Genomic DNA, 25,872 nt, shown 5'->3' on the forward strand with positions numbered 1-25,872 from the left:
GCCTGCGCGCAGCCGGTGCGGTGCTGCTCGGCCGCACCAACATGAGCGAGTTCGCGTTCTCGGGCCTCGGTCTGAACCCGCACTACGGCACGCCGCGCACGCCGGCCGACAACGCGCGAGCCGCCGGCGGCTCCACGTCCGGCGGCGCCGTCACCGTGGCGGGCGGCATGGCCGTCGCGGCGCTGGGCACCGACACGGGCGGGTCGATCCGCATTCCGTCGGCGTTCTGCAATCTGACCGGCTTCAAACCCACGGCGCGCCGCGTGCCGATGACGGGCGGCGTGCCACTGTCGACCTCGCTCGATTCGGCCGGACCGCTGGCGAACTCCGTCGATTGCTGCGCCATCGTCGATGCCATCCTCAGTGGCGAGACGCTCGACACCGATGCCGTGCCGCTGGCCGGCTTGCGCCTCGGCGTCACGCAGGACTACGTGGGCGCGGCCCTCGACGACACGGTCGCCAGGGCATTCGACCGCGCCGTGGAACAGCTCGAACGCGCAGGCGCACACATCGTGCGTTTCGAATTTCCCGAACTGCTCGAACTGCCGGAGATCAACGGCGGCGGCGGGCTCACGGCCGCCGAGGCCTGGGCGTGGCACCGTCCGCTGCTGGCCCGCGCCGAGGCCCACTACGACCCGCGCGTGGCCGCACGCATCCGCCGCGGCGAGCAGATGGGCGCGGCGGCGTACATCGACGTCATGCAGGCACGCGCACGCATGATTGCCGCCGCACGCAAGCGCCTGGCCAACTTCGATGCGTGGCTGATGCCGACGGTGGCCATCGTGCCGCCCGAAGTCGCCCCGCTCGAAGCCGACGACGCACAGTTCTTCCGCACCAATGCACTCGCGTTGCGCAACCCGAGCGTGATCAATTTCCTGGACGGCTGCGCGCTGACGCTGCCTGCCCACGCCGCTGGCGAACTGCCGGCGGGCTTGTCGCTGTGTGGTCTCGCGGGCGACGACGCGCGCGTCCTGCGTGTCGGCCGGGCGGTGGAGGCTGCGCTGCGTTGATCGGCTAGCACGAACCTGCCGCCTGCCGCTGGGCCACGCGGGCGGTTCTCTTCAATCACCACGAAAAAGGCGCGCCGCAGACGCGCCCGGCCCTACTCACGCCTGCGTTTCGTCGCACAAAGCGGCACAACGAAGCGCCGGCAAGCTCTCACGCTATCGGAGGAAACCATGTCGCAAACCCAAGCCCTGCCGGCCCACCCCACGGATCCGGCCAGCAGCCCCCCTGAAGACGCCGCGCTGGAGGCCACCTACCGCCGCATCGCCATGCGGCTCGTGCCCTTCCTGGTGATCCTGTTCATCCTCGCGTGGATCGACCGCGTGAACGTCGGCTTCGCCAAGCTGCAGATGCTGCAGGACCTGCAGTTCAGCGAAGCCGTCTACGGCTTGGGTGCCGGCATCTTCTTCATCGGCTACTTCCTGTTTGAAGTGCCGAGCAACCTGCTGCTGGAAAAGATCGGTGCGCGCAAGACGCTCGCCCGCATCACCATTCTGTGGGGCCTGGCCTCGATGGCGATGATCTACGTGAAGACGCCCACGTCGTTCTACGTGATGCGCTTCCTGCTCGGCATCTTTGAAGCGGGGTTCTTCCCGGGCGTGGTGCTGTACCTGACGTACTGGTTTCCCTCCGCACACCGTGCGCGCATCAACGGCCTGTTCATGACGTCGTTTGCGATTGCCGGTGTGGTGGGCGGCCCGATTGCCGGTTTCATCATGAGCCGCATGGAAGGCGTGGGCCACCTCGCCAACTGGCAATGGCTGTTCCTGCTTGAAGGCATTCCGTCGGTGCTGGCCGGCTTCGCGGTGCTCGTCTGGCTGCCCGAAACACCGCGCCAGGCCAAGTGGCTGTCTGCTGCGGAGCAAGACGCCGTCATCCGCGCCGTCGAGGTGGAGAACCGCGACCCCGCAAAGCACGCCTCGTTTGGCGCGGCGCTGGCCAACGCCCGCGTGTGGATCTGCGCGCTGATCTACTTCTGCGTCGTCAGCGGCAACGCCACCATCGCCTTCTGGACGCCGTCGATCATCAAGGAGCTTGGCGTGCAGGGCAATTTCCAGATCGGCCTGATCGCGGCCATTCCGTTCATCGCCGGCACGATTGCGATGGTCTGGAACGGCGCGCATTCCGACCGTACCGGCGAGCGCCGCATGCACTGCGCCATCGCCGCTCTCATCGCCAGCGCCGGCCTCGTCGCCACCGGCGCGCTGCTCGGCACTCCGCTGCTGGCGCTGCTGGCCCTGACCGTCGCCGCCATCGGTATCCTCGCCGCGTTCCCGGTGTTCTGGTCGATCCCCGCTGTCTTCCTGGCCGGCACCGCAGCCGCAGGCGGCATCGCCCTCATCAACTCCATCGGCAACCTCGCCGGCTTCGTCGCGCCGTACATGATCGGCTGGCTGAAGACCAGCACCGGCCACCTCTCCGCCGGCCTCTACTTCGTAGCCGCGCTGGAGCTGGGCGCCGCCGTCCTGGTCATCCTGGGCACGCGCAAACACTAAGCCCCAACAGCAAACAGACCATCGTCGCGCCAACCCCCGCGCCGCGATGGTCTGGCCGTTGACGTTCCTGCCCTAGATGGCGCCTTGAATTTCTGTTGCAGGGAGGAAAAAGGAAGGAGGCCTGTCTGAGCGCAGCGAGTTTGCCTCCTTCCCCTCCCTGCGACAGAAATTCAAGGAGTGGGGCGCCATCTCGGGCACGCCTTTCTTTGCTTACCTTTCTTTGGCAAGACAAAGAAAGTAAGTCGGCCCCGGCAGGGGACGAAACAAGCGATGCACCATCAACAACAAAACCCCGCAAGCGGGGTCCCAAACCCCACCGCGCGTTACGGTCTTCAACTGGCCACCTTGTAACCCATCCGGAACCCACCCCAGTGGCGGCCCCTGACGTAAATCGGTGCCGACACATCCTTCATCATCACGAACGTCCCGTTCCCCATATCCCGCCGATAGGTCTGCAGCAAGAACGCCTCGGTATTGCGCGCAGCCCCCAGCCCCGTGCGGTCAGTAAAGAGCCGCCGGTTGCGGCTGTTCGCAGCATTCCATGCCGGATCACTGCCCTGCGGCTGCGAGAACTTCAGGTTGTGCGTGGGCAGATAGCCGTTGTTGTCCACCGCGGCACAGAACACCACCCGCGGGTCCAGCGCGAGCAGCGGCTCCTGCACCGCAGGCAGTGCGCGATCGGTCAACGCGGTAAAGCGCGTCAGGTACTGCGGCGGGTCGGTATTCGGCACCGGCTGATACGCGCGGTCGAACAGGTCGGCCTCGCTGATATCGCCACGCGCCAGTGCCGATTCAAACAGCACACCGATCTTGCGCGCTGCCGCCTGCACGGCCTCGATGAAGGGCGTGTCGGCGCTCTTGACGCCGGTCGACGCCGTCAGCCGGATCAGCGTTTCCGAAGCGCCCAGCAGACCGGCCAGCTGCTGCTGCGCGCTGTCGATGTTGTGGCTCGACTGCTTGACGCCCTCGGCCATGGCGTCCACCTCGTGCGCGAGTGACGCGCATTCCGCCTCGATGGCGGCGGTGGACTCGGCAATGCTGGTGGCTTCGGCGTCAAAGCGTGCGATGGCCTCGCCGGCCACGCCGATCACCGCGCCGATGGCCTGCGTGCCCGCGTCCACGCGCTGCGCGCGCGACACGTTGGCGCTGCTGTCGCCGATGAGCTTGTCGGTCTGGCCGGACAGATCGGCCAGCGTGGTCTCGATACGCCGCGTGGCGTCGGCCGTCTGTCCTGCCAGCTGCTTGACGGCACCGGCCACCACCGCGAAGCTGCGGCCCGATTCTCCGGCGCGCGCCGCCTCGATGGCGGCGTTGATGGCGAGCAGGTTCGTCTGCTTGGCAATCTGCGAGATCTGTTCTGCAGCCTGGGCCACCTGCGTGAGCGCCTCGCGCAGGGCGGCAACCTGCTGCTCCATGCTGGCCACGCCGACGGCCAGTTCGCGTATGTCCCGCAGCGACGCATCGACCGTGGCCCGCGAGCCGCTCACCTCCTCGCTGGCGTGCGAGGCCACTTCACGCGCGTGGCGCGCTGCCACGGCGATGTCGTGGTTGCCGCGCATGGTGGCATCGGCAGCGGCGCGCAGCTGGTCGAACACGTCGGCCTGGCGGCGCAGGCGCGCAGCCACGTCCTCCACATTGCCGGACACCTCGCAGATGCCGATGCCGACGCGGCCGGCTTCTTCGGCAATGCGGGCCACCAGGTCAGGAGAGGCATTCGGGCCGCGGCCCCAGGCGAATGGCTTCACTTGCGTTGGTCTCCGGTTGTTGTTGTGTCGGCCCCACGATGGCGCGGGGCAACCCTCTACGGGGGTTATCGGCGCCGGCGGGCGCCCACTTGAGTGACGCTACCTGCCCGGGCTTACGCAGGCATTACGCGAGTGCCGCGCGGCCCCGGCGCAGCCGCGCCTCGTAGGCCTCGGCCGTCATGGGCGGCCCGAACAGGAAGCCCTGCAGCTTGTCGCAGCCGGCGGCCTGCAGGAATTCCGCCTGCTCCAGCGTCTCGACGCCCTCGGCGGTGACGCTCATGTCGAGCGACGCAGCCATCGCCACCACCGCGCGCGAGATCACGACCGAATCGCGATGGCGCGGAATGCCCGAGACGAACGACCGGTCCACCTTGAGGTTGTCGATCGGAAAGCGCTGCAGGTACGACAGCGAGGAGTAGCCCGTGCCGAAATCGTCGATGGAAATGCGCACGCCCAGCGCCGTCAGGGCATCGAGCATCGGCATCACGGCGGCGGTGTCGCGCATGAGCAATCCCTCGGTGATCTCCATCTCGAGCGCGCTGGCGGGCAGGCCGGCCTCGTCCAGGCAACGCGCGATGGTCGGCACCAGCCCCTCCCCGAACTGGCGCGGCGAGAGGTTCACCGCCACGAAGAACTCCGGCATGCAGGTGGCGCGCCAGTGCGCAGCCTGGCGGCATGCCTGTGCCAGCGTCCACGCGCCGATGTCGTTGATGAGCCCGGCGTCTTCGGCCACGGGAATGAACTCCGCGGGCGACACCTCGCCGAGTTCCGCACTGTGCCAGCGCAGCAGCACCTCGGCGCCGACGATGTCCATCGCTGTGGCGTCGACGATCGGCTGAAAGCGCAGCGAGAGCTCGCCCGCACCGAGCGCGCGGCGCAGGTGGTGCTCGAGCTGGAAGCGCCGCTGTGCACGCTGCGACAGGCGCGCGGTGTACACGCGGTGCTGGTTGCGCCCGTTCTGCTTGGCGTTGTACATGGCGGCATCGGCGCTGCGCAGCAGCGTGGCGGCATCGGCGCCGTGCTCGGGGTACAGCGCAATGCCGATCGACGCGCCAAGGTAGTACTCGATGCCGCCGGTGGAAAACGGCTGCGCGATCGCGCGGACGATGCGCCTGGCCAGCCGCTCGGCCTCGCCGAGCGAGCGCACGTCGTCGAGCAGCACGACGAATTCATCGCCGCCGAGGCGGGCCAGCGTATCGCTCTCGCGCACGCAGCCCGACAGCCGTTGCGCGACGATGCGCAGCAGGTGGTCTCCGGCCTCATGGCCGGCCGTGTCGTTGACCTTCTTGAAGCCGTCCAGGTCGAGAAACAGCACGGCCACCTGGCGGTGCTCAGACGCGGCCCGGTCCATCACGGCCTGCATGCGCTGTGAGAAGAACGCGCGGTTGTACAGGCCGGTGAGCGCATCGCGCTGCGCCAGGAACGTCAGCTGCTGCTGCGCGGCGCGCGCGGGCCCGATGTCGTTGAACGAGATGAGCACGGCCGATGGAGCCTCGTCGCCGGGGCGGATGATCGGCAGCACGTTTTCGTGCACCCATACGATCTCGCCGTCCACCAGTTCGAGACCGATGGTCAGACCCAGCAGCGGACGTCCGGTGTTGAGCACCACGCGCGTGGGGCGCTCGTCAAACGGGATCTCGGTGCCGTCTTCGCGCAGCGAACGCCGCATCAGCGCGAGATGGCTGGTGCCCACCGGTGAGACGGGGCCCGCGCGCAGGATGCGCCGCGCGCTCGGGTTGCACGCGAGGATGGTGCCGTCGGCCGCCTGCACGACGATGCCCTCGGTCAGGTTGTCGACGGCCAGGCGGTAGCGCTCTTCGCTCTCCTGCAGCTCGCGCGCGATATGCGCCTTCTGAATCGCCACACCGACGATGTCGGTGATGGCGTCGAGCAGGCCCATCGCATCGGCCGTCGGCGCGCGCGGCGTGTCGTAATAGATGCCCATCGCGCCGATCATCTGCGCGTTGTCGCCGCGGATGGGCGTGGACCAGCACGCGCGCAAGCCGAGCGGGACCACCAGGTCGCGGTAGTCGTCCCACAGTGGATCGGCGAGGATGTCCTCCACCACCACGCGCCGGTTGAGGTACATGGCGGTGCCGCAGGAGCCGTGCGCGGGGCCGATCGCCAAGCCCACGAGCCCCTGCGAGAGCACGGACGGCAGCGACGGCGCGACGGCTTGCGTAACGTGCTCGCCGTCGCTGCACAGCAGCACGGAACACATGGCGCCGTCGCCAAGCAGCCCTTCCACCAGCCGGCATACCTCGGCGAGCAGGTCAGGCAGCGGAACATTGCGCGAGCTCAGTTCGAGCACGGTTTTCTCGCACCGCAGCAGTTCCTTGGCGCGCGCGGTTTCCGCGGCCAGGGCGCGGTAGTTGGCTTCCGATTCGCGCAGCGCCTGTTCGGCCTGCTTGCGCTGCGTGATGTCGCGCGCCACGACCTGGATGGCGGTGCGCCAGCCAAGCTGCACCGGGGCGGAGAGCACCTCCACCTCCACCGGCGTGCCATCGCAGCGCAGCAGCGTCTGCTCCACCGGCGGCAGACCCGCGCCGTGTTCGACCATCCAGACGCGCCGCTGGCGGGCCAGTTGCACCGAGTTATCGTGGACGAATTCATCGAGCTCGCGGCCGACGATATCCCGCGCGCTCTGCCCACCCAACAGCCGAACGCCCGCCTCGTTGATGAAAACGATGATGTCGTCCGCCACGATGTACAGCGCATCCGGCATTTGCCGGACGAGTGCCTCGTAACGATCGTCAGCGAGCGGCAGCGGCCTGGGGGCGTCCGGGACGGTCGCATCCTGTCCGGGACGGTCAGGCCGCTCGGTGGAAGTGGCGTCCATATGGCCTGGGCTGTTTTCTGAGATATCGACCAAGGCAGCCGGAAAGTTAAGGCGTTCGGATGGGGCTCCCCACTACAGAGTGGGACAAACGACCGAGGCGCCGACAGCCGGCACGCCGGTTGCGGCACAATGCCGGCACCACACCGAACAAGTGCGCACACCGAAGTGGGCCCTATGCAATCGTTTTCGTCCTCTGTCGGCCACGTGGCCGGCCTCGTTTCGCGCCGCACCCTCCTCGCCGACGGCCTGGCGGAAGCGGCCGTGCAATTCCGCGACGGGCGAATCGTCGCATGTGACGCCCAGCCGACGCGCGGCATGATCGACTGCGGCGACCTGCTGGTGCTGCCCGGCATCGTCGACGTGCATGGGGACGCCTTCGAACGCGCCGTCATGCCGCGCCCCGGCGTGGCCTTCCCGTACGAAACGGCCCTGGCCGACGTCGACGGCCAACTACTGGCCAACGGCATCACCACCGAGTTCCACGGCGTCACGTATTCGTGGGAAGGCGGCTTGCGCGGCCGCAGCTATGCGCTGCGCATGCTCGATACGCTCGACGCCATGCGCCCGCACCTCGGCGCGCAGCACCTGATGCACCTGCGCTTCGAGCTGCACCATGCCGACGGCGTGGCCGACGCACTGGCCTGGATGGAGGCCGGGCGCGTGCATTTCCTGTCGTTCAACGACCACCTGCCCGTCATGCGCGACAAGCTGGGCGACGCGCGCAAGCTCGGGCAGTACGCCGACCGCGCCGAATGCGACGTCGACACGTTCCTTGTCCGGTTCCATGCAGCGGCGGCCAACGCCGGCAAGGTGGACACGGTGACCGCCACGCTGGCCCGGGCCGCCCGCGAGCGCGGCATCCGCATGGCCTCGCATGACGAGCCCGACGTGGCCACGCGCGACGCGTTCCACGCGCACGGATGCACCGTCACCGAATTTCCGCTGACCGAGGCCGTCGCCCGCGCCGCGCGCGCACACGGCGGCCACATCGTGTTCGGGGCGCCCAACGTGGTGCGCGGCGGCAGCCACAACGGCGCGCCGGATGCCACGGCCATGGTGGCTGCGGGGCTGGGCACCGTGCTGGCCTCGGATTACTACTACCCAGCGCTCCTGGCCGCGCCCTTCAAGCTGGCAGAGCGTGGCGTGGCAAGCCTGCCGCAGGCGTGGAAGCTCGTGGCCGCGCATCCCGCCGAAGCGGCAGGGCTGGCCGACCGCGGCACGCTCGCCACAGGCATGCGCGCCGATGCCATCGTCGTGGACGACCGCCGCCCCGGCCTGCCGCGCGTGGTGGCCGCCGTGGTGGGCGGCCGTCTGCGCCACGCCGCGGGGCATCTGCCGCTGATCGGCTGAACGCGATGCCAGCGCTGCCGCCCCTGCCCACGGCCTGGCGCTACGCACTCTATCTGCTGCCGCCCGAACCCTGGTACACGCTCGGCACCCGGTGGCTTGGCCGCTGCGCGCGCAGCAATACCGTCATCGAAGCACACCTGCGCGAGCCCTTGGCCCGCGACGCCGGCATCGACCTCGCCACGCTCGACCGCTGGACAGACGCGCCGCGCCAGTACGGCCTGCACGCGACGTTCAAGCCGCCCTTCCGCCTCGCCGCCGAGCACACCGTGGATGAGCTCGACGCGGCGCTGCGCCGGTTTGCCGCGCAGCAGCAGCCCTTCACGATTGCACCCACGCTGCACACGTTGCGCGGCTTCCTCGCGTGGCGCCTGCGCCATGGCGATCCCGCCCGTGACGCCCTGCACGCCCTCGCAGACGCCTGCGTGCGAGAGTTCGACGCGTTCCGGGCCCCACCCCCGCCCGCAGAACTGGCACGCCGCCGCCGTGTGGGCCTGTCGGCGGCGCAGGAACGCCACCTGCAGCGCTGGGGGTATCCGTACGTCTTCGATACGTTCACGTTCCACATCACGCTGACCGGCCAGCTGGGCCACGCCGAACAGCTTGCGTGCTATCGCGCCCTGGAAGCCACGCCGGTGGTGCTGCCGGCGGCCATGCCGGTCGACCACATCGCCGTGTTCACGCAGCCCGAGGCGGGCGCGCCTTTTACCGTGGCGCGCGTTTATCGGTTCGATGGCAGCGTCGAGTCGTTCGGGCCTGAGCAGGAAGCGGCATGACGCTCCACGACATGGCGCTCCGCATGGCCGCCGCACTGCTGGTGGGTGCGCTGCTGGGGGCCAACCGTAGCCTGCATGGCAAGTCGGCGGGCGTCCGCACGCTTGGGCTGGTGTCATTGGGCGCGGCCCTGGCGGTGGCGTTTTCCGCCAACGGGTTCGGCCCGGACGGCGTGACGCGCACCGTCCAGGGCGTGATGGCCGGCGTGGGCTTCCTGGGCGCCGGCGTCATCATCCACCACCCGCACAACGAACGCGTGCAAGGGCTGACCACCGCTGCCTCCATCTGGCTTGCCGCCATGCTGGGCGCGGCATGCGGCGGCGGGCAATACGCGCTGGTGGCAATCAGCTTCGTGCTGGCGCTGGCGCTGCTGGTGCTCGGCGGGCCCATCGAGCGCCGGATCCAGCGGCCACCGCGCGGCGGCCCGCGCTAGCGCTGGAGATCGACCACATCGATGGTCTGCGTCTGGCCGTGCTGCTCGACCTCCTGCCGCATCACCACGCCGGCTTCGGGGCAGTACCAGTCGGTGAGATGCGCGACGGTCGGTTCCGGCTCGATGGTTTCGTTGCCGAGCCGCAGCACGCCCAGCCTGGCGGTGCGGGTGTAACGGATCGGCCGGCATTGCAGGATGCCGACCACCGTGTTCATCGGCTGCGCCGGCCCGACCTGGCGCTCCGACACTTCCACCCTGGCGTGCGCGGCGCGCATGCGGCCCACGGAAATGCCCAGCCGCGGCGATACCACGTCGAAATCGAAGCTCGACTCGTACGTATCGCCGGGCAGCATCTCGGCCTCGGGTGCAAGCCCGGCGCCGTAGAGGAACATGCCCGAGATGGCGGTGCTCACCGTGCCCACGAGGTCGGCGTGCTCGCTTTGCGCAAAGACGTGCCCGTTGATGCTGACCACGCGGGTGACGACGCCCGCTTCGTCCACGAGCAGTTGGTGATCCTGTACCGTCTCGACCGGCCGCCCGCCAAGCGCCACGAGCCCCGACTTGGCATAGATGTGCAGGCCGATCTCGCAGCCATCCTGGATGTCGTGGTTGACGTCGTGCAGCGTGAACTCGACGATCATCGGCGTCTTGCCGTTGCCGTCCAGGCGCAGCCGGGTGCCATCGTGCACCCACGGCGCCGTGCACAGACCGGCGGCCTGCACGGGCAGCGCGACACACGCGAGGACCGCCGCCGCCCACAAAGAAAAACGCCGATGCATCGGGTGATGCATCAGCGTCTTCATGCACGTCGAGGACACCGGCTTACTTCTTCGCGCCGTCGGTGTACGGGTCGGTGGCCTTGGCACCCTGGCTGTACGGGTCGAACTTGTCGCCCGCCTTGGCACCCTGGGTGTACGTATCGTACTTGCCCTTTTCAACGTTGGCCGGCTGTGCGCCCGGGTTCAGCGCGCTGGCCGTGCTGTCGTTCTTGTTAGCGCCCTGGCTGTATGGGTCGAACTTGTCGCCCGCCTTGGCGCCTTGGGTGTAGGGATCGAACTTGTCGCCAGCCTTGGCGCCCTGGGTGTAGGGGTCGAACTTCTTGTCGGTCTGCGCGTGGGCCATGCTTCCGATGGCTGCCACGACAGCAGCCGCTGCCACGAGGGTGAGACGTTTGTACGGCATCTGAAGCTCCTTTCCTATGGGTCGTTTGGGCTGATCACGTGGTGCAGCCTCGTTTTGAACGTACCCCGATGCCACCTCACGGCCAGACCATGGCGGCGGCGCCGGGAAACCCCCTCTCCTCGTCGTAAGCTATGGCAAGCGCCCAGGAAAGTCAACGAACAGGAATCGCCTGTTTCTTGGGCCGATGCACACCGTTTAACGATGTTCAGGCCGGCGGATCGCATGGGGGCCGGCCACGGCAATCAGCGCCATGGTCAGCGCCACGACCGACAGGCCCCAGCGCAGGTCCGAGCGGTGCGCGATCAACCCGATGATGACCGGGCCGACCAGCAGGCCGACATAGGCAAAACGCGCCACGGCGGCAATGCCCTCGGCCGCCGGCACACCCGGCAGGCGCGATGCGGTGATGAAGAAGATCGGCACCATGTTGGCCGCACCCACGCCCATCAGCCCGAACCCGGCCAGCACTGCCGCCGGCGCCGGCCACAGCAGCGCCAGCAGGATGCCCGCCGTGGCCAGCACACCGCTGGCACGGAGCACGCGCATGTTGCCCCAGTGGCCGCGGGCGACATCCCCGCCGAACCGTGCAAGCGCCATGCCGCCCGAGAACGCTGCATAACCCGCGCTGGCAATGGCCTCGGGCGATTGCGCAATCTCGCGCATGTACACGGTCGTCCAGTCGTACATGGCGCCTTCGCCCACCAGCCCGAAGAAGGCCAGCAGGCCGAGCACGAACAGCGTGCGCCCCGTGGTGGGATGGGCCGGCTCGCCTTCGGCATGCACGTGATCGGGCAGCATGAACGGCCCCGCGCACAGCGCCGTGGCCATGGTGACGAGCGCCATGCCGCCGCAATGCACCGCCGGCGGCACACCAAGCTCGAGCAGCACGCCGCCTGCCGCCGCACCCGCCATGCCGCCCAGGCTGAACATGCCGTGCAGAGACGAAATGATCGGCTTATGGTGGTTGGCCTCGACCGTAGCCGCCTGCGCGTTCATGGCCACGTCGAAACCCGCGTTGGTGATGCCGAACAGCAGCAGCACAGCCAGCAGCGTCGGGTAGGTCGGCATCAGCATGATGAGCGCCGTCATGACGCCGAAGGCCATGCCCGCCTGCACGCTGGCGCGGCGCGTGCCGATGCGCGCGGCCCAACTGCCCGCGAACTTCATCGCCACGATGGCGCCTGCCGCCACCATGAACATCGCCAGCGACAGCGACGCCTCGGACAACCCGAAGCGCGCCTTGACCGTGGGAATGTGAATCCCCCACGTCGCAAACGTTGCACCGTTGACGAAAAAGAGAGCCATCGTCGCCGCGCGGGCCGACAGGGGGAGCCGGCGTGGCGAGACGACGCCGGCGCGTTGCACAAGTTCGGAAGACATGGAAGCGGCTGGAAGACATACGCGCGGCGCCAACCCGTTGCGCCGCCAAGTCGTCATGCTACCGCGCGCCGCCCAAGAGTGTATGACGGCGGGCCGGGCGGCGCCCGCGTCACGAAGGTGACCGATGCGCGGGTATGCCGCTTGCGTCACCGCCCGTGCACCCCCGCATCCTGGAGACCCGCCATGCCTCGCGTGATCTGGAAAGGCGCCGTGAGCTTCGGCCTCGTCCACATTCCCGTCGCGCTGTATCCGGCCACCCGCAGCGACGATCTCGACTTCGACTGGCTCGACCGCCGCACCATGGACCGCGTCGGCTACAAGCGCATCAACAAGGCCACCGGCAAGGAAGTGCCGCGCGAGCAGATCGTGCGCGGCTTCGCCTACGAGAAGGATCGCTACGTCCTCCTCACCGACGACGACATCCGCGCCGCCAACCCGGTGTCCACGCAAACCGTCGACCTGCTGGCCTTCGTGGACGCGACCGAGATCCCGTTCCTCTATCTCGACACGCCATACTTCCTGGCGCCCGACCGGCGCGGCGAAAAGGTGTACGCGCTGCTGCGCGAGGCCATGGTGCGTTCGCAGAAGGTCGGGGTGGCCAACGTCGTGCTACACACCAAGCAGCACCTGGCCGCGCTGATCCCGCTCGGGCCTGTGCTCGTGCTGCACACGCTGCGCTGGTCCACCGAGGTGCGCGACTGGTCGGAACTCGACCTGCCGGCCGAGGGCGCCAAGGCCGCCAAGCTCACGGCCAAGGAGATCGAGATGGCCGAAAAGCTCATCGAAGACATGAGCGACACCTGGGATCCGACGCAGTACCACGACACGTTCCGCGACGACATCCTCGCGCTGGTCGACCGCAAGGTGCGCGAGGGCCGCACCGAATCGGTCGAGCCGATGGAGGCCGAGCACGCACCGCCTGCCACCAACGTGATCGACCTGACCGACCTGCTGCGCCAGAGCCTCGCGCGGCGCGGCAAGGGCAAGGCCGCTTCCGAAGGCGAGGAAGACGAGGCGCCGCCGCGCAAGCGTGCGCCGCGCAAGGCCGCCGCCAAGACGGCACGCAAGACCGCCGCGCGCAAGCGCGCATGAACGACCGGAGCCGACGCCATGCCACGCCATCTCGCCGACTACCGCCGCAAACGCGATTTCACCCTCACGCAGGAGCCCTCCGGCGCGCGCCGCAAGGCCGACGAACAACGCAGACGCGGCGACGACGGCGCGCTGCACTTCGTCATCCAGAAGCACGACGCGCGGCGGCTGCATTACGACTTCCGCCTCGAACTCGACGGCACGCTCAAGAGCTGGGCCGTACCGAAGGGCCCGAGCCTCGACCCGCACGACAAGCGCCTCGCGGTGCATGTCGAAGACCATCCGCTCGACTACGCCGACTTTGAAGGGCACATCCCCGAAGGCCAGTACGGCGGCGGCGACGTGATCGTGTGGGACCGCGGCACGTGGCGCCCGCACGGCGATCCGCGCAAGGCCTATCGCGAGGGCAAGCTCAAGTTCGAACTGGACGGTGAAAAGCTGCACGGCGCGTGGGCGCTGGTGCGCACGCATCTGCGCGCCACCGGCCGGCAGCCGAAGGAGCAGTGGCTGCTGATCAAGGAACATGACGACCACGTGCGCGCCGCGGCCGACTACGACATCACGCGCGCGTTGCCCGGCAGCGTCATCAGCGGCAGGCATGTCGGCGAAGAGGCGCCGCAGGCGCGTGCCGCCAGGACGCCCGCCACCGAAGCCCCCGCCGATACCGCAGTGCAGCCGCCCGCCGGCGCCGTGCCGTCCGCGCTACCGAAGACGCTGGAGCCGCAGCTGGCCACGCTGGTCGATGCACCGCCCGCGCACGGCGACTGGGACTACGAGGTCAAGTTCGACGGCTACCGCATCCTCGCGCGCATCGACGGCGAGAGCATCCGCCTGTTCAGCCGCAACGGACGCGACTGGACGGCCAAGCTGCCGCGCCAGGTGCGCACACTGCCTGCGCTGGGCCTGCGCGAGGCATGGCTCGATGGCGAGGTCGTGGTGATGGGCGAGCGCGGCGTGCCCGACTTCCAGTCGCTGCAGAACGCGTTCGAAACGTCGCACGCCGAGCACATCGCGTATTACCTCTTCGACCTGCCGTTCTGCAACGGCATGGACCTGCGCAACGTGCCGCTGCGCGAGCGGCGCGCGTTGCTGCAGCGCATCCTGGACGCGGCGCCGGGCGACCTGGACCGCGAGGCCGTGCTGTTCTCCGGCGCCTTCAACGCGCCGCCGGAAGACCTGCTCGCCTCGGCATGCAGCATGTCGCTTGAAGGCGTGATCGGCAAGCGCGCCGATGCGGCGTATCGCTCGGGCCGCAGCCCTGCATGGATCAAGCTCAAGTGCGGGCGGCGGCAGGAGTTCGTGATCGGCGGCTACAGCGCGCCCAAGGGCAGCCGCAGCGGCTTCGGCGCACTGCTGCTCGGCGTGTACGACAACGCGGGCAAGCTCCAGTACGCGGGCCGCGTGGGCAGCGGCTTCAACGAGACGAGCCTGCGCGCGCTCCATCACGAACTCACCAGCCTGGCGACCGACACGCCCCCGTTTGTGAACCCACCCACCGGCTCCGACGCACGCGACGTGCAATGGGTCAGGCCCGAGCGCGTGGCCGAGGTCGCCTTTGCCGAATGGACGCGCGAGGGCATCGTGCGGCAGGCCGTCTTCCAGGGCCTGCGTGACGACAAGCCGCCTCGCAGCATCGTTCGCGAAACCGCCAGAGCGCCCCGTGCAGGCGGCCGCAAGGAGAAACCCGCCGTGAGCACCGCCCAGACGCGCCCCGCCGAACGCAAGATCCGCGCGGGCGCGGAGCGCATCGCGGGCGTCGACGTGACGCACCCGGACCGCGTCATCGAAAAGGCCAGCGGCACCACCAAGGCCGATCTGGCGCGCTACTACGCGAGCGTCGCCGACTGGATGCTGCCGCACCTGCGCAACCGGCCCACGTCGCTCGTGCGCGCGCCCGACGGCATCGAAGGCGAACGCTTCTTCCAGAAGCATTCGGCGGCGCTCAAGCTGCAGGGCATCACGCAGCTCGATGCGTCGCTGGACCCGGGGCACCCCTCGCTGCTGGCGATCAACTGCGCGGAGGCGCTGGTCGGCGCGGTGCAGATGGGCACGGTGGAGCTGCACACCTGGAACGCACTCGCCGATCGCATCGAACAGCCGGACCGCATCGTCTTCGACATCGACCCGGACCCCGCCCTGCCGTTTGCACGCGTCATCGAGGCCACGCAGCTGACGCTGGCGATGCTCGACGAACTCGGGCTGAAGGGCTTCCTGAAGACCAGCGGCGGCCATGGCATGCACGTGGTGGTGCCGCTCACGCGCCGGGAGTCGGCCGGCTGGGAAGCGCTGAAAGGCTTTGCGCAGGCCGTGGTCCAGCACATGGCCGCGACCTTTCCGGACCGCTTCGTCGCCAAGATGGGGCCGCGGAACCGCGTGGGGAAGATCTTCATCGATTACCTGCGCAACAACCGTGGGGCGAGCACGGTCGCGGCGTATTCCGTGCGCGCACGCACGGGGCTGCCGGTGTCGGTGCCGATCCGGCATGACGAACTGCAGACGCTGCAGTCTTCTGCGCAGTGGACGCTGCGTACGCTGCCCGACCGCCTGGCCAAGCTCAAGGACGACCCTTGGGCCGATTACGCCGGCACGCGCCAGTCCGTCACGTCGGAGATGCGCAAGCGCATCGGCCTCAAGGCCTGAGCGAGGTGGGCCCACCGTCACAGCTGGGCGGTTGTGCGCGAATTGGCCGGTGAAGGGCCCCGTGCTTGTCGGCCGAAGTGTCGGGCTGCTGCGTTAACATGCCTGCGTCTGCACTTGGCACACGTGTCTTGCGCTCCCCAACCCGCCCCCCCGATGGCCCGAATTCGTCCGACCCGCTTGCTGTTCCTGTCGCGCCGTGTGCTCGCCTGCGCGATGCTCGTTACCGTGGCCGCCGCGCCGCTGGCCCACGCGAAGAAACCGAAACCGCACGGCGCGCATGCTGCGCCGCGGCCCACCGCGACCCAGGTACGCCAAGCTGCGCACAACCCGGCCGGGCTTCCCGCCAACGTTGCCTTGGCGTTTGCGCGCGCCCACATCCCCCTCGATGCGGTGAGCGTGTTCGTTATCCGCACCGGCAGCGACACACCCATCCTGCAATGGAATGCCGACACCGGCATGAATCCGGCGTCGACCATGAAGCTGCTCACCACCTTTGCGGGGCTGGATCTGCTCGGACCGAACTTCCGCTGGAAGACGTCCGCGTACGCCGACAGCGCCCCCGTCAACGGCACGCTCAATGGCAATCTGTACCTGCGCGGACAGGGCGACCCGAAGCTGATTCCGGAAGAGCTCATCAAGCTGGTGACCGATATACGCCGCGCCGGCGTGGACGAGCTGGCCGGCAACATCGTGCTCGATCGCACGTACTTCGAGAACGGCCTGTCCGAAGCCCCGCCGCTCGACGGCGACAGTGCGCGCGCCTACAACGTCGCGCCCGATGCGCTGCTGTATTCGTTCAAGACGCTGACGTTCACGCTCACGCCGGCGGGCGATGACGGGTCGGGCGGAAACGCCGTGAACATCGACGTGTCGCCGCCGCTGGCGCAACTGCAGATCGACAACCGGCTGCGCGCCACGCGCGGCGGCTGCGGCGACTGGAAGACCCTGTCCGGCGCCAGCATCAGCACGCAGCCCGATGGCCATGTGCTCGCGAGCTTCGACGGCCGCTATGCCGCCGCGTGCGGGGAGCGCGTCTACAACCTCGCGGCGCTCACGCATGCCGATTTCATCTGGGGCGGTTTCCTGGCGCTGTGGCAGCAGGCCGGCGGCACGACGCGCTTCACCCCCGGCCTGCGCGAAGGCAAGGTACCGCGCCAGGCCGTGCTGCTGGCCACGCACTACGGCCCCACGCTGGCCGAAGTGGTGCACGACATCGACAAGTATTCGAACAACGTGATGGCGCGCCAGCTCTTCCTCACCATCGGCGCGGAGATCGGCCGCAAGCCCGCATCGGTGCGGCAGTCGACCGAAGTCATCCAGCGCTGGCTCGCGCGGCAGAACCTGACGATGCCCGAACTCGTGATCGAGAACGGATCGGGCCTGTCGCGCATCGAGCGCATCAGCGCGCGCAACATGGGCCGCCTGCTGCAACAGGCCGATGCCAATCCGAACGGCGGCATCCTGCGCGATGCCCTGCCGGTGGTGGGCGTCGACGGCACCATGCGCAACCGCCTCACGCGCGCGGGGGTGGCTGGCAATGCCGAGATCAAGACCGGTACGCTCAATGACGTGCGCGCCATCGCGGGCTACGTGGAAGGCGAAGGCGGCCAGCGCTTCGTGGTGGTCAGCATGATCAACCACCCGAACGCCGGCGCCGGCCAGGCCGCGCACGATGCCCTGCTGCAATGGATCTACCAAGGCGCACAACGATGACGACACACGCGGCACTCCTGGGCATCACCGGCACCTCGGGCAGCGGCAAGACCACCCTGGTCGAGCAGCTGATCGCGCGCTTCGTGCAGGACGGGCGCCGCGTCGCGGCCATCAAGCACACGCATCACGGCTTCGATCTCGATTCGCCGGGCAAGGACTCGTATCGGATGCGCGATGCCGGCAGCGCCGAAGTGGTGCTCGTGGGCGGCGAGCGCCTCGTGCTGATGCGCGAATACACCCACGCGCACGAGCCGGAGCTGGCGGACGTGCTGGCGCTACTGGCGCCCGAAACCGACCTCGTCATCGTCGAAGGCTACAAGCGCAGCACCTTCCCGAAGATCGAGGTCTTCCGCCCGTCGCTCGGCCGCGCCCCGCTATGGCCCGAGATCGGCGGCGTGGTGGCCGTCGCCACCGACGCGCGCGATGCCGTGCAGCCGCCCGCGGGCGTGGCTGTGCTCGACCTGAACGATGTCGATGCGGTGTACCGCTTCGCCGCCGCGCTGGTGAAGTAGTCCACGCGGTGTTGCGCCCAACAAAAAACGCCCGCGGCAATCGCGGGCGTTTCGTTTGGCATGGGGTGTGCGCTCAGTGCACCAGGTTGTCGGCCAGCAGGCGTTGCAGCACGTTGCTGGCAATCAGGCGATGGCCGCCGGTGGTCGGGTGCACGCCATCGGCAAAGAGGTAGGTCTGGTCCGCCCCCGTCGCCACCAGCGTGCTCGACGAGCAGAACAGCGAGCTGCCTGCCGCGCTCGCCGGCATCTTGTTCGGATCGCACGCCGGCGTGCTTGTGTTGGTGAAGCCGAACATCGCGCCGTTCTGGATCACGGCAGTCAGTTGCGAGTTGAAGTCGATCACGCGTGCCGACGTGCCGGCCAGACCGTTCTGCAGCGTCGTGTTGAACACGCCCACCAGCGTATGCAACAGCGCCTGCGCCGCAGGGCCTTGACCCACACCTTGCGGCGTGAGGCTGCTGTCGGGCAAGTTGAACACGTACAGTTGCGTCGCGTTCTTGCTGATCATGTCTTTGATGTAGCCGACAAGTTCCGTGGCGGCCTGCTGCACCTGCGCCGCGGCAACGGTGGGCGTGACGGTGGTCGGGTTGGCCGCCACGGCGGCGGCCCAGTAGAAGATGTCGTTGTTGCCGCCAAAGACGAACACCACGTCGCTGTTGCCGTTGAAGGTGTTGTTGCTGGCCGCGTAGAAGTTGGCCAGCTGCTGCTTGATCGGGTACGTGAGCGCACCAGCGCCGTTGTTGTGGCCGATGCCGTTCGGGTCCGTCACGCGCGAGCCGCCCTGTGCATAGTCGAAGCAGCCGGGTTTCGGGCAGCTCTGCACCTGGTTGGCGTAGCCCATCACGGCCGGCGTGAGCGCGACGCCCATTTGCGAGGCCACGGTTTCCGCCCAGACCGGGCCAGGGTTGGTGGTGAACTTCCCGCCGCCCACAGCCTGCGCGACTGGCGTGTAGGTGCCGGCGTCGCTCAGGCTGTCGCCGAACACGACCATGCGCTGCACCCTCGCGATGTTGCTGTTGCCACCCTGATCGGATTCGCCGCCGCAAGCCGCCAGGCCCAGCGCGAGTGCCGCCGACGCGACGCCCATCCATTGACGCAACTTCATGTCTGTCTCCCGTGTGGATTTTTTTGGTCTGTGGTGCCGCGGTGCAAACCTGCGCGCGCTTGAAGCACGCGGAACGACACACAACGCCCAAGTGTAGCGAGGTTGCCTGGCGGAAGGCGGGACCCCGCCCCGGAAGAATTAGAGGTTGCCTTCGAACGCGGCGGCGGCGCGACGCAGGCGGTCGTTGACGGCCGCCCAGGCGGGGGTATCGGCTAGGGTTTCCACCCAGATGGCGTCGTAGCCGCCACGGTCGAGCTCGCGCAGGAGTGCGTAGAGCGCGTTGGCGTAGGCCGCAGGCGTGGCCGGCGCGGCACGCTGGTCGCAACCCTCGGGCAGCGCCACCGGCGCACCGAGCCAGACGATGCGCTTGCCGGCCGGCAGCGCGGCAAGGCGCGCGGGCACCTCGGCGGCAGAAAGGAGATACAGCGGCGTGCGCGGCGCATAGTGCGCCTTCAGCGTGCCCGACGCGCGCGGCGCGGCAGCATCCGGCAGCGCGGGCACCTCGCCCGTGACACGTTCGATGTCTTCCGGTGTGATGGCACCCGGGCGCAGCAACACGGGGCCAATGCCCTGGTCCAGCCGCGAGAGGTCGATGATGGTCGACTCGATCCCGACGTCGACGCCGTCGCCTTCGAGCACGAACACCGTATCGCCAAATTCATCGCGCACATGCTGCGCGGTGGTGGGGCTCACCTGGCCGAACTTGTTGGCCGACGGCGCCGCAATGCCGCCACGTCCGCGCTTGAAGCGCGAGAGCAGCGCCTGCGCCACCGGATGCGAAGGACAACGCAGCCCGATGCTGTCCTGCCCCCCTGCCACGGCGGCCGGGATGTGCGGCGCGCGCTTGAGGATCATCGTGAGCGGGCCGGGCCAGAACGCTTCGATCAACTGCAGCGCAATGCCGGGCACTTCGTCCGCCCAGTACGAGATGTCTGCGCCGTCCACCACGTGAACGATCACCGGGTGGTTGGAGGGCCGCCCCTTGGCGGCGTAGATCTTCGCGATCGCCTGCGGGTTTTCCGCATCGGCGCCGAGGCCGTAGACGGTCTCGGTCGGGAAAGCAACCAGTTCGCCGGCCTCCAGCCTGCGCGCGGCCTCGTCGAGGCGTTCGCGCGGGGGCATGACGATGGGCGCGGTCGGCCTGTGCATGGCGATGCTCCTGCTCACTCCGCCCGCAGGCCCAGCACATGCGCGGCGTGGCGGAACGCCTCGTCCACCACCTCGGGCGACGTGCCGACGCAGTTCACGTGGCCCATCTTGCGGCCGGGGCGCGCATCGGCCTTGCCGTACAGATGCACCTTCGTGCCGCTGTGGCGCATGACTTCGTGCCAGGCCGGCGTGCGCTCCAGACCGTATTCGAACCACACGTCGCCCAGCACGTTCAGCATGCGGCCTGGCGAATGCTGGCGCGTGCTGCCCAGCGGCAGCCGTGCCATGGCGCGCACCTGCTGCTCGAACTGGCTCGTCTCGCACACGTCCATGGTGATGTGGCCCGAGTTGTGCGGTCGCGGCGCCATTTCATTGGCGACCAGCGAGCCGTCCTGCAGCACGAAGAACTCCACGCACAGCACCCCGACGTAGCCCATCTCTTCGGCGATCATGGCGGCAGCCGCACGGGTGCGCGTGGCAATGTCGTCGGAGACGCTGCGCGACGGCATGATGGTCGAGAACAGAATGCCGTCACGGTGTTCGTTCTCGGCCAGCGGCCACGTGGCGGTGGTGCCGTCGGCGGCGCGGGCAGCCAGCACCGACACCTCGTACGCCAGCGGCAGCCTCTTCTCGAGCACGCACGGCACGTGCTGCATGGCACCCCACGCTGCGCGCAGCTCTTCGACGGTGGAGACACGTGCCTGGCCCTTGCCGTCATAGCCCATGCGGGCGATCTTCAGGATGCCGGGCAGCAGATCAGCGGGCAGCTGGTCGATATCGGCATCGTGCTGGATCACCCAGCTCGGTGCCGGCTGGATGCCCGTGCGCGCGGCGCACAGCGCGAAGAATTTCTTCTCGGCGATGCGGTTCTGCGCGATCGACACGCAGTTGGCGCGCGGAGCAACGAAGGCGCCCAGCTGCTCCAGGCGGTCCAGGGCCTGTGCCGGCACATTCTCGAATTCGGTCGTGACGGCCGGGCACAGCGCGGCCATTTCGGCCAGCGCCGCCTCGTCGGTGTAGCCGGCGCACAGGTGGCGCTCGGCAATGGTGCCGGCGGGGCTGTTCGGGTCCGGGTCGAGCACGCAGACCTTGTAGCCCATCGCCTGTGCGGCATGCGTGAACATGCGGCCGAGCTGGCCGCCGCCTAGCATGCCCAGCCAGGCATCGGGCAGGATCGCGTTGGGAACGTTCAGCGCGCGGGATTCCGGCGTGTGGGCTTGCGCCAGGCGCGGGTTCAGGTCGTCGGCCATGAATCGGGTCGTGGTTGGCTTAAGCACCGTGCACCGGCAGCGTCATGCCGCGTGCCACTTCGGTCTGCTGCGCGCGGAAGGCTTCGAGCTTGTCGGCCAGCGCCGGGTCGGTGGTGGCAATGGTCGCGATGGCGGCAAGCGCTGCGTTGGCCGCGCCCGCTTCGCCAATGGCGAACGTCGACACCGGGATGCCCTTGGGCATCTGCACGATGGAGAGCAGCGAATCTTCGCCGCGCAAATACTTGGACGGCACCGGCACGCCGAACACCGGCACGATCGTTTTGGCGGCGATCATGCCGGGCAGGTGCGCCGCCCCGCCGGCACCGGCAATGATGGCGCGCAACCCCCGGTCGCGTGCGGCTTCGGCGTAGCGGAACATCTCGTCCGGCATGCGGTGCGCCGAGACGACCTGCGCCTCGAACGGAATGCCGAACTGGGTGAGCATGTCGACGGCGTGGCGCATCACGTCCCAGTCGGAACTGGAGCCCATCACCACGCCAACGAGCGGAGCAGATTGCTGTGCGGTCATCGTCATGGCTCCAGGATCAGCGCAGCGACTGCCCGGTCAGGCGGGTCAGCGCTTCGCGGTACTTGTCGGCGGTCTTTTCGATCACGTCGGCGGGCAGTTCGGGCGCCGGCGCCGTCTTCGGCCAGGGCTTGCCGTCGATGCGCACGGCCTCGAGCCAGTCGCGCACGAACTGCTTGTCGAACGACGGCGGGTTGGTGCCCACCTGGTACGAATCGGCCGGCCAGAAGCGCGACGAATCGGCGGTGAGCGCCTCGTCCATCAGCGTGAGCGTGCCGTTCTCGTCGAGGCCGAACTCGAACTTCGTGTCGGCGATGATGATGCCGCGCGTAGCGGCAAAGTCGGCCGCCTCCTTGTACAGGCGGATGCTCACGTCGCGGATCTGCGCGGCCAGTTCCTTGCCGATGCGGCGCTCGACTTCGTCGAAGGCGATGTTCTCGTCGTGCTCGCCCACGGCGGCCTTGGCGGCGGGGGTGAAGATGGGCTCGGGCAGCTTCTGCGCATTCTGCAGGCCGGCCGGCAGCTGGACGCCGCAGACGGCGCCCGTGGCCTGGTAGTCCTTCCAGCCGCTGCCCGCCAGGTAGCCGCGCACCACGGCTTCCACCAGGATCGGCTTCAGGCGCTTGACCACGATGGCGCGGCCGCGCACCTGGTCGACTTCATTCGGGGCGACCACGGTTTCCGGCGCGATGCCCGTTTCGTGCGTCGGCACGATGTGGCGCAGCCTGTTGAACCAGAAATCCGACATCTGCGCGAGCACGCGGCCCTTGTCCGGAATCGGCTGGCCGAGAATCACATCAAACGCCGACAGACGGTCGGTAGTGATCATCAGCAGCTTGTCGTCGCCGACGGCGTAGTTCTCGCGCACCTTGCCGCGGCCGAGCAACGGCAGGCTGGTGATCGACGATTCGTAAAGGGCGGAGGCGGCTGTGGGGTTGTCAGATGCGGCGGACACGGCGGAACCCAGTGGAAGGTCAAAAAACGTGGAAGGCCGACATTATACGTGTGGGCCCCATGCAAAACGGCTGGCGCACTGCCAGCCGTTTCACTTTGACGCGGCGCGCGTGCTTATTGCACCACTTGCGCCAGTTCGCCGTTCTGGTACTTCTGCGCCATCACGGACAGGCTGACCGGTTTGATCTTGCCGGCCTGGCCTTCGCAGCCGAACTGGATGTAGCGCGCCTTGCAGACCTGCTTGGCGGCTTCGCGCGCGGGCTTGAGCCATTCGCGGGCGTCGAACTTGTCCGGGTTTTCGGCCAGGAACTTGCGCACCGCGCCCGTCATGGCCAGGCGGATGTCGGTGTCGATGTTGATCTTGCGCACGCCGTACTTGATGGCTTCCTGGATCTCTTCGACCGGCACGCCGTACGTTTCCTTCATCTTGCCACCGTACTGGTTGATGATGGCCAGCAGCTCCTGCGGCACGCTCGACGAGCCGTGCATCACGAGGTGGGTGTTCGGGATGCGCGCGTGGATTTCCTTCACGCGGCTGATCGCCAGGATGTCGCCCGTGGGCTTGCGCGAGAACTTGTACGCGCCGTGGCTCGTGCCGATGGCGATGGCCAGTGCGTCGAGCTGCGTCGCCTTGACGAACTGGGCGGCTTCTTCCGGATCGGTCAGCAGCGCCGAATGGTCGAGCTTGCCTTCCGCGCCGATGCCGTCTTCCTCGCCGGCCATGCCGGTTTCCAGAGAGCCCAGGCAGCCGAGTTCGCCTTCCACGGTCACGCCGACCTTGTGCGCCATCTCGACGACCTTGCGCGTCACCTCGACGTTGTAGTTGAAATCGGCCGGGGTCTTGCCGTCTTCGCGCAGCGAGCCGTCCATCATGACCGAGCCAAAGCCCAGGTCGATGGCGCCCTGGCAGATCGCGGGGCTCTGGCCGTGGTCCTGGTGCATGACCAGCGGGATTTCCGGGTAAGCCTCGACAGCCGCCTGGATCAGGTGCTTGATGAACGATTCGCCGGCGTATTTGCGGGCGCCCGCGCTGGCCTGCAGGATCACCGGCGCGCCGGTTTCCTTGGCCGCTTCCATCACGGCCTGGACCTGTTCCAGGTTGTTCACGTTGAACGCCGGCAGGCCGTAGCCGTTTTCAGCGGCGTGGTCGAGCAGTTGGCGCATCGAGACGAGTGGCATGGTTTTCTCCTATGGGTCGATCTGTATTCGGTCTCAGGAACGCATCTTGTTTGCGTAGCAAGCAGCGTTCCGTGGTGTGCGTCAGTGCATGCCGACGCGGACAATCTTGAGCGTGTTCGTGCCCCCCGCCTGCCCCATCGGCTCGCCGACGGTCAGGACGATGAAGTCGCCGCGCTGCACGACGCCACGCGCGACCAGCAGTTCTTCGGCCTGGTGCAGCGCTTCGTCGCGGTCCATGCTGCTGGCCAGCGGCAGCGACTGCACGTTGCGGTACAGGGCCATCTTGCGCTGCGATGCCACGTTTGGCGTCATCGCATAAATGGGAATGTTGATGCCGTGACGGCTCATCCAGAGCGCCGTGGCGCCGGAATCGGTCAGCGCCGCAATCGCCTTGACCTGCAGGTGGTGCGCCGTGAACAGCGCGCCCATGGCGATCGACTGGTCGATGCGGGTGAAGGTCTGGTCGAGGAAGTCGGCGTCCAGATGCACCGGCTGCGACTTTTCCGCTTCCACGCAGATGGCAGCCATGGCCTCGATCGTCTCGACCGGATAGCGGCCGGCAGCGGTTTCGGCCGACAGCATCACGGCATCCGTGCCGTCGAGCACCGCGTTGGCAACGTCGGACACCTCGGCGCGCGTCGGCACCGGGTTGACGATCATCGATTCCATCATCTGCGTGGCGGTGATCGTCAGCTTGTTGGCTTCGCGCGCCAGCTTGATCATGCGCTTCTGTAGCGCCGGCACGGCCGCGTTGCCCACCTCCACGGCCAGGTCGCCGCGCGCGACCATGATGCCGTCGGACGCGGCCAGGATCTCCTCGAGCACGCCGGGGCGGATGGCCTCGGCACGCTCGATCTTGGCGATCATGCGGGTCTTGTGGTTGTGCGGCGCGCCGGCCACGGCGGCCAGCTGGCGCGCCATCTCCATGTCGGTGGCGTTCTTCGGGAAGCTGACCGCGACGTAATCGGCGCCCAGCGCCATCGCGGTCTTGATGTCTTCCATGTCCTTGGCCGTCAGCGCCGGCGCCGACAGGCCGCCGCCCTGGCGGTTGATGCCCTTGTTGTTGGAGAGATCGCCGCCCACCTTGACGATGGTTTCGATCTCTTCGCCCACCACGCGCTCGACCTGCAGCACGATCAGGCCGTCGTTGAGCAGCAGCAGGTCGCCGGGGCCGACGTCGCGGGGCAGTTCCTTGTAGTCGAGGCCGACGCGCTCCTGGTTGCCGAGTTCGCAACGCGCATCGAGCGTGAAGCGATCGCCGGGGTTGAGCGTGATCTTGCCGTTCTCGAACTTGCCGACGCGGATCTTCGGGCCCTGCAGGTCGGCCATGATGGCCACTTCGCGGCCCACCGAGCGCGCCGCCTCACGCACCAGCTCGGCGCGTGCCACGTGGTCTTGCGCGGTGCCGTGCGAAAAGTTGAGCCGCACCACGTCCACACCGCCCGCGATCATCCGCGTGAGGATTTCCAGCGTGTTGGATGACGGGCCGAGGGTGGCGACGATCTTGGTGGCGCGGGTCATGGGCGGCGGTGTCTCGTTGGTGGGATGGGC

General features: G+C 68.3%; 21 protein-coding genes. 9 read left to right on the top strand and 12 right to left on the bottom strand.

Annotation, left to right across the window (positions count from 1 at the left end; all coding sequences use genetic code 11):
- Both KHN96_RS11570 and KHN96_RS11575 read left to right on the top strand, forming a co-directional pair.
- Positions 1-1,010: amidase (locus tag KHN96_RS11570; RefSeq protein WP_211888717.1), on the top strand; the 1,010-nt coding region annotated here is incomplete at its 5' end.
- Between the two features lie 168 nt (positions 1,011-1,178).
- Positions 1,179-2,501 (top strand): MFS transporter, encoded by a 1,323-nt coding sequence (locus KHN96_RS11575; RefSeq protein WP_062739497.1) that lies wholly within the window; start codon positions 1,179-1,181, stop codon positions 2,499-2,501.
- A 332-nt stretch (positions 2,502-2,833) separates the two neighbouring features.
- Here the strand turns inward: KHN96_RS11575 and KHN96_RS11580 are convergent, their stop codons facing one another.
- Positions 2,834-4,246 (bottom strand): methyl-accepting chemotaxis protein, encoded by a 1,413-nt coding sequence (locus KHN96_RS11580; RefSeq protein ID WP_062739496.1) that lies wholly within the window; start codon positions 4,244-4,246, stop codon positions 2,834-2,836.
- Between the two features lie 124 nt (positions 4,247-4,370).
- Positions 4,371-7,085: a sensor domain-containing protein gene (locus KHN96_RS11585; RefSeq protein ID WP_062739495.1), complete on the bottom strand. Its 2,715-nt coding sequence runs from the start codon at positions 7,083-7,085 to the stop codon at positions 4,371-4,373.
- A gap of 174 nt (positions 7,086-7,259) precedes the next feature.
- Between KHN96_RS11585 and KHN96_RS11590 the strand changes: the two genes are divergently transcribed.
- From KHN96_RS11590 to KHN96_RS11600, 3 genes are read left to right on the top strand one after another with little or no spacing between them, the layout of a single operon-like run.
- Entirely contained in the window at positions 7,260-8,435 is a 1,176-nt protein-coding gene (locus KHN96_RS11590; protein WP_045786075.1) for an alpha-D-ribose 1-methylphosphonate 5-triphosphate diphosphatase, read from the top strand.
- 5 nt (positions 8,436-8,440) lie between these two features.
- Positions 8,441-9,208 carry a DUF1045 domain-containing protein gene (locus KHN96_RS11595; protein ID WP_062739494.1) on the top strand — a complete coding sequence of 256 codons (768 nt, stop codon included), beginning with the start codon at positions 8,441-8,443 and terminating at the stop codon, positions 9,206-9,208.
- Positions 9,205-9,639: an MgtC/SapB family protein gene (locus KHN96_RS11600; RefSeq protein WP_045786073.1), complete on the top strand. Its 435-nt coding sequence runs from the start codon at positions 9,205-9,207 to the stop codon at positions 9,637-9,639. Before KHN96_RS11595 ends, KHN96_RS11600 begins: the two co-directional genes overlap by 4 nt.
- Here the strand turns inward: KHN96_RS11600 and KHN96_RS11605 are convergent.
- The 3 genes from KHN96_RS11605 to KHN96_RS11615 form a co-directional block, all read right to left on the bottom strand.
- Positions 9,636-10,442, bottom strand: a complete 807-nt coding sequence (locus KHN96_RS11605; RefSeq protein ID WP_045786072.1) for a hypothetical protein — start codon at positions 10,440-10,442, stop codon at positions 9,636-9,638. The genes KHN96_RS11600 and KHN96_RS11605 overlap by 4 nt on opposite strands.
- A 19-nt stretch (positions 10,443-10,461) precedes the next feature.
- Positions 10,462-10,821: a hypothetical protein gene (locus KHN96_RS11610; protein WP_045786071.1), complete on the bottom strand. Its 360-nt coding sequence runs from the start codon at positions 10,819-10,821 to the stop codon at positions 10,462-10,464.
- Positions 10,822-11,016: 195 nt separating this feature from the next.
- A complete protein-coding gene (locus KHN96_RS11615) occupies positions 11,017-12,201 on the bottom strand; it encodes an MFS transporter (RefSeq protein WP_062739016.1) in 1,185 nt (394 codons plus the stop codon).
- Positions 12,202-12,384: 183 nt separating this feature from the next.
- Here KHN96_RS11615 and ku point away from each other — a divergent pair, with 183 nt between their 5' ends.
- From ku to mobB, 4 genes are all read left to right on the top strand, one after another.
- Positions 12,385-13,293, top strand: a complete 909-nt coding sequence (gene ku, locus KHN96_RS11620) for a non-homologous end joining protein Ku (protein WP_045786069.1) — start codon at positions 12,385-12,387, stop codon at positions 13,291-13,293.
- A gap of 18 nt (positions 13,294-13,311) precedes the next feature.
- Positions 13,312-15,933, top strand: coding sequence for a DNA ligase D (ligD, locus tag KHN96_RS11625; protein ID WP_062739017.1), 2,622 nt, complete (start codon positions 13,312-13,314; stop codon positions 15,931-15,933).
- Between the two features lie 153 nt (positions 15,934-16,086).
- Positions 16,087-17,646 (top strand): D-alanyl-D-alanine carboxypeptidase/D-alanyl-D-alanine endopeptidase, encoded by a 1,560-nt coding sequence (gene dacB, locus KHN96_RS11630; protein WP_062739018.1) that lies wholly within the window; start codon positions 16,087-16,089, stop codon positions 17,644-17,646.
- Entirely contained in the window at positions 17,643-18,158 is a 516-nt protein-coding gene (gene mobB, locus KHN96_RS11635) for a molybdopterin-guanine dinucleotide biosynthesis protein B (protein ID WP_045786066.1), read from the top strand. The genes dacB and mobB overlap by 4 nt, the downstream gene beginning before the upstream one ends.
- Before the next feature lie 73 nt (positions 18,159-18,231).
- On the opposite strand, the gene KHN96_RS11640 is transcribed toward mobB, so the two are convergent.
- From KHN96_RS11640 to pyk, 7 genes are all read right to left on the bottom strand, one after another.
- Positions 18,232-19,263 (bottom strand): SGNH/GDSL hydrolase family protein, encoded by a 1,032-nt coding sequence (locus tag KHN96_RS11640; RefSeq protein ID WP_045786065.1) that lies wholly within the window; start codon positions 19,261-19,263, stop codon positions 18,232-18,234.
- 138 nt (positions 19,264-19,401) lie between these two features.
- Entirely contained in the window at positions 19,402-20,412 is a 1,011-nt protein-coding gene (locus tag KHN96_RS11645) for an L-threonylcarbamoyladenylate synthase (protein WP_045786064.1), read from the bottom strand.
- A 14-nt stretch (positions 20,413-20,426) separates the two neighbouring features.
- The gene (locus KHN96_RS11650; RefSeq protein ID WP_045786063.1) at positions 20,427-21,662 is read right to left on the bottom strand and encodes a 5-(carboxyamino)imidazole ribonucleotide synthase; all 1,236 of its coding nucleotides are present in this window, start codon (positions 21,660-21,662) and stop codon (positions 20,427-20,429) included.
- Between the two features lie 19 nt (positions 21,663-21,681).
- The gene (gene purE, locus KHN96_RS11655) at positions 21,682-22,191 is read right to left on the bottom strand and encodes a 5-(carboxyamino)imidazole ribonucleotide mutase (protein ID WP_045787789.1); all 510 of its coding nucleotides are present in this window, start codon (positions 22,189-22,191) and stop codon (positions 21,682-21,684) included.
- A 16-nt stretch (positions 22,192-22,207) separates the two neighbouring features.
- On the bottom strand, positions 22,208-23,143 hold the full coding sequence (locus KHN96_RS11660; RefSeq protein ID WP_233902524.1) for a phosphoribosylaminoimidazolesuccinocarboxamide synthase: 936 nt from the start codon (positions 23,141-23,143) through the stop codon (positions 22,208-22,210).
- Between the two features lie 113 nt (positions 23,144-23,256).
- Entirely contained in the window at positions 23,257-24,321 is a 1,065-nt protein-coding gene (gene fba / locus KHN96_RS11665) for a class II fructose-bisphosphate aldolase (protein WP_045786061.1), read from the bottom strand.
- An 81-nt stretch (positions 24,322-24,402) separates the two neighbouring features.
- Complete coding sequence (pyk, locus tag KHN96_RS11670; protein WP_045786060.1) at positions 24,403-25,842, bottom strand: pyruvate kinase; 1,440 nt, start codon at positions 25,840-25,842, stop codon at positions 24,403-24,405.
- Positions 25,843-25,872: the final 30 nt, after the last annotated feature.

The sequence above is a fragment of the Ralstonia mannitolilytica genome, assembly GCF_905397375.1.
GTDB classification, from domain to species: domain Bacteria; phylum Pseudomonadota; class Gammaproteobacteria; order Burkholderiales; family Burkholderiaceae; genus Ralstonia; species Ralstonia mannitolilytica.

Coding starts and splice junctions, on each gene's coding strand:
- KHN96_RS11575 (WP_062739497.1), top strand. CDS start 1,179: ATGTCGCAAACCCAAGCCCTGCCGGCCCACCCCACGGATCCGGCCAGC.
- KHN96_RS11585 (WP_062739495.1), bottom strand. CDS start 7,085: ATGGACGCCACTTCCACCGAGCGGCCTGACCGTCCCGGACAGGATGCG.
- KHN96_RS11590 (WP_045786075.1), top strand. CDS start 7,260: ATGCAATCGTTTTCGTCCTCTGTCGGCCACGTGGCCGGCCTCGTTTCG.
- KHN96_RS11595 (WP_062739494.1), top strand. CDS start 8,441: ATGCCAGCGCTGCCGCCCCTGCCCACGGCCTGGCGCTACGCACTCTAT.
- KHN96_RS11600 (WP_045786073.1), top strand. CDS start 9,205: ATGACGCTCCACGACATGGCGCTCCGCATGGCCGCCGCACTGCTGGTG.
- KHN96_RS11605 (WP_045786072.1), bottom strand. CDS start 10,442: ATGAAGACGCTGATGCATCACCCGATGCATCGGCGTTTTTCTTTGTGG.
- KHN96_RS11610 (WP_045786071.1), bottom strand. CDS start 10,821: ATGCCGTACAAACGTCTCACCCTCGTGGCAGCGGCTGCTGTCGTGGCA.
- KHN96_RS11615 (WP_062739016.1), bottom strand. CDS start 12,201: ATGTCTTCCGAACTTGTGCAACGCGCCGGCGTCGTCTCGCCACGCCGG.
- ku (WP_045786069.1), top strand. CDS start 12,385: ATGCCTCGCGTGATCTGGAAAGGCGCCGTGAGCTTCGGCCTCGTCCAC.
- ligD (WP_062739017.1), top strand. CDS start 13,312: ATGCCACGCCATCTCGCCGACTACCGCCGCAAACGCGATTTCACCCTC.
- dacB (WP_062739018.1), top strand. CDS start 16,087: ATGGCCCGAATTCGTCCGACCCGCTTGCTGTTCCTGTCGCGCCGTGTG.
- mobB (WP_045786066.1), top strand. CDS start 17,643: ATGACGACACACGCGGCACTCCTGGGCATCACCGGCACCTCGGGCAGC.
- KHN96_RS11640 (WP_045786065.1), bottom strand. CDS start 19,263: ATGAAGTTGCGTCAATGGATGGGCGTCGCGTCGGCGGCACTCGCGCTG.
- KHN96_RS11645 (WP_045786064.1), bottom strand. CDS start 20,412: ATGCACAGGCCGACCGCGCCCATCGTCATGCCCCCGCGCGAACGCCTC.
- KHN96_RS11650 (WP_045786063.1), bottom strand. CDS start 21,662: ATGGCCGACGACCTGAACCCGCGCCTGGCGCAAGCCCACACGCCGGAA.
- purE (WP_045787789.1), bottom strand. CDS start 22,191: ATGACCGCACAGCAATCTGCTCCGCTCGTTGGCGTGGTGATGGGCTCC.
- fba (WP_045786061.1), bottom strand. CDS start 24,321: ATGCCACTCGTCTCGATGCGCCAACTGCTCGACCACGCCGCTGAAAAC.
- pyk (WP_045786060.1), bottom strand. CDS start 25,842: ATGACCCGCGCCACCAAGATCGTCGCCACCCTCGGCCCGTCATCCAAC.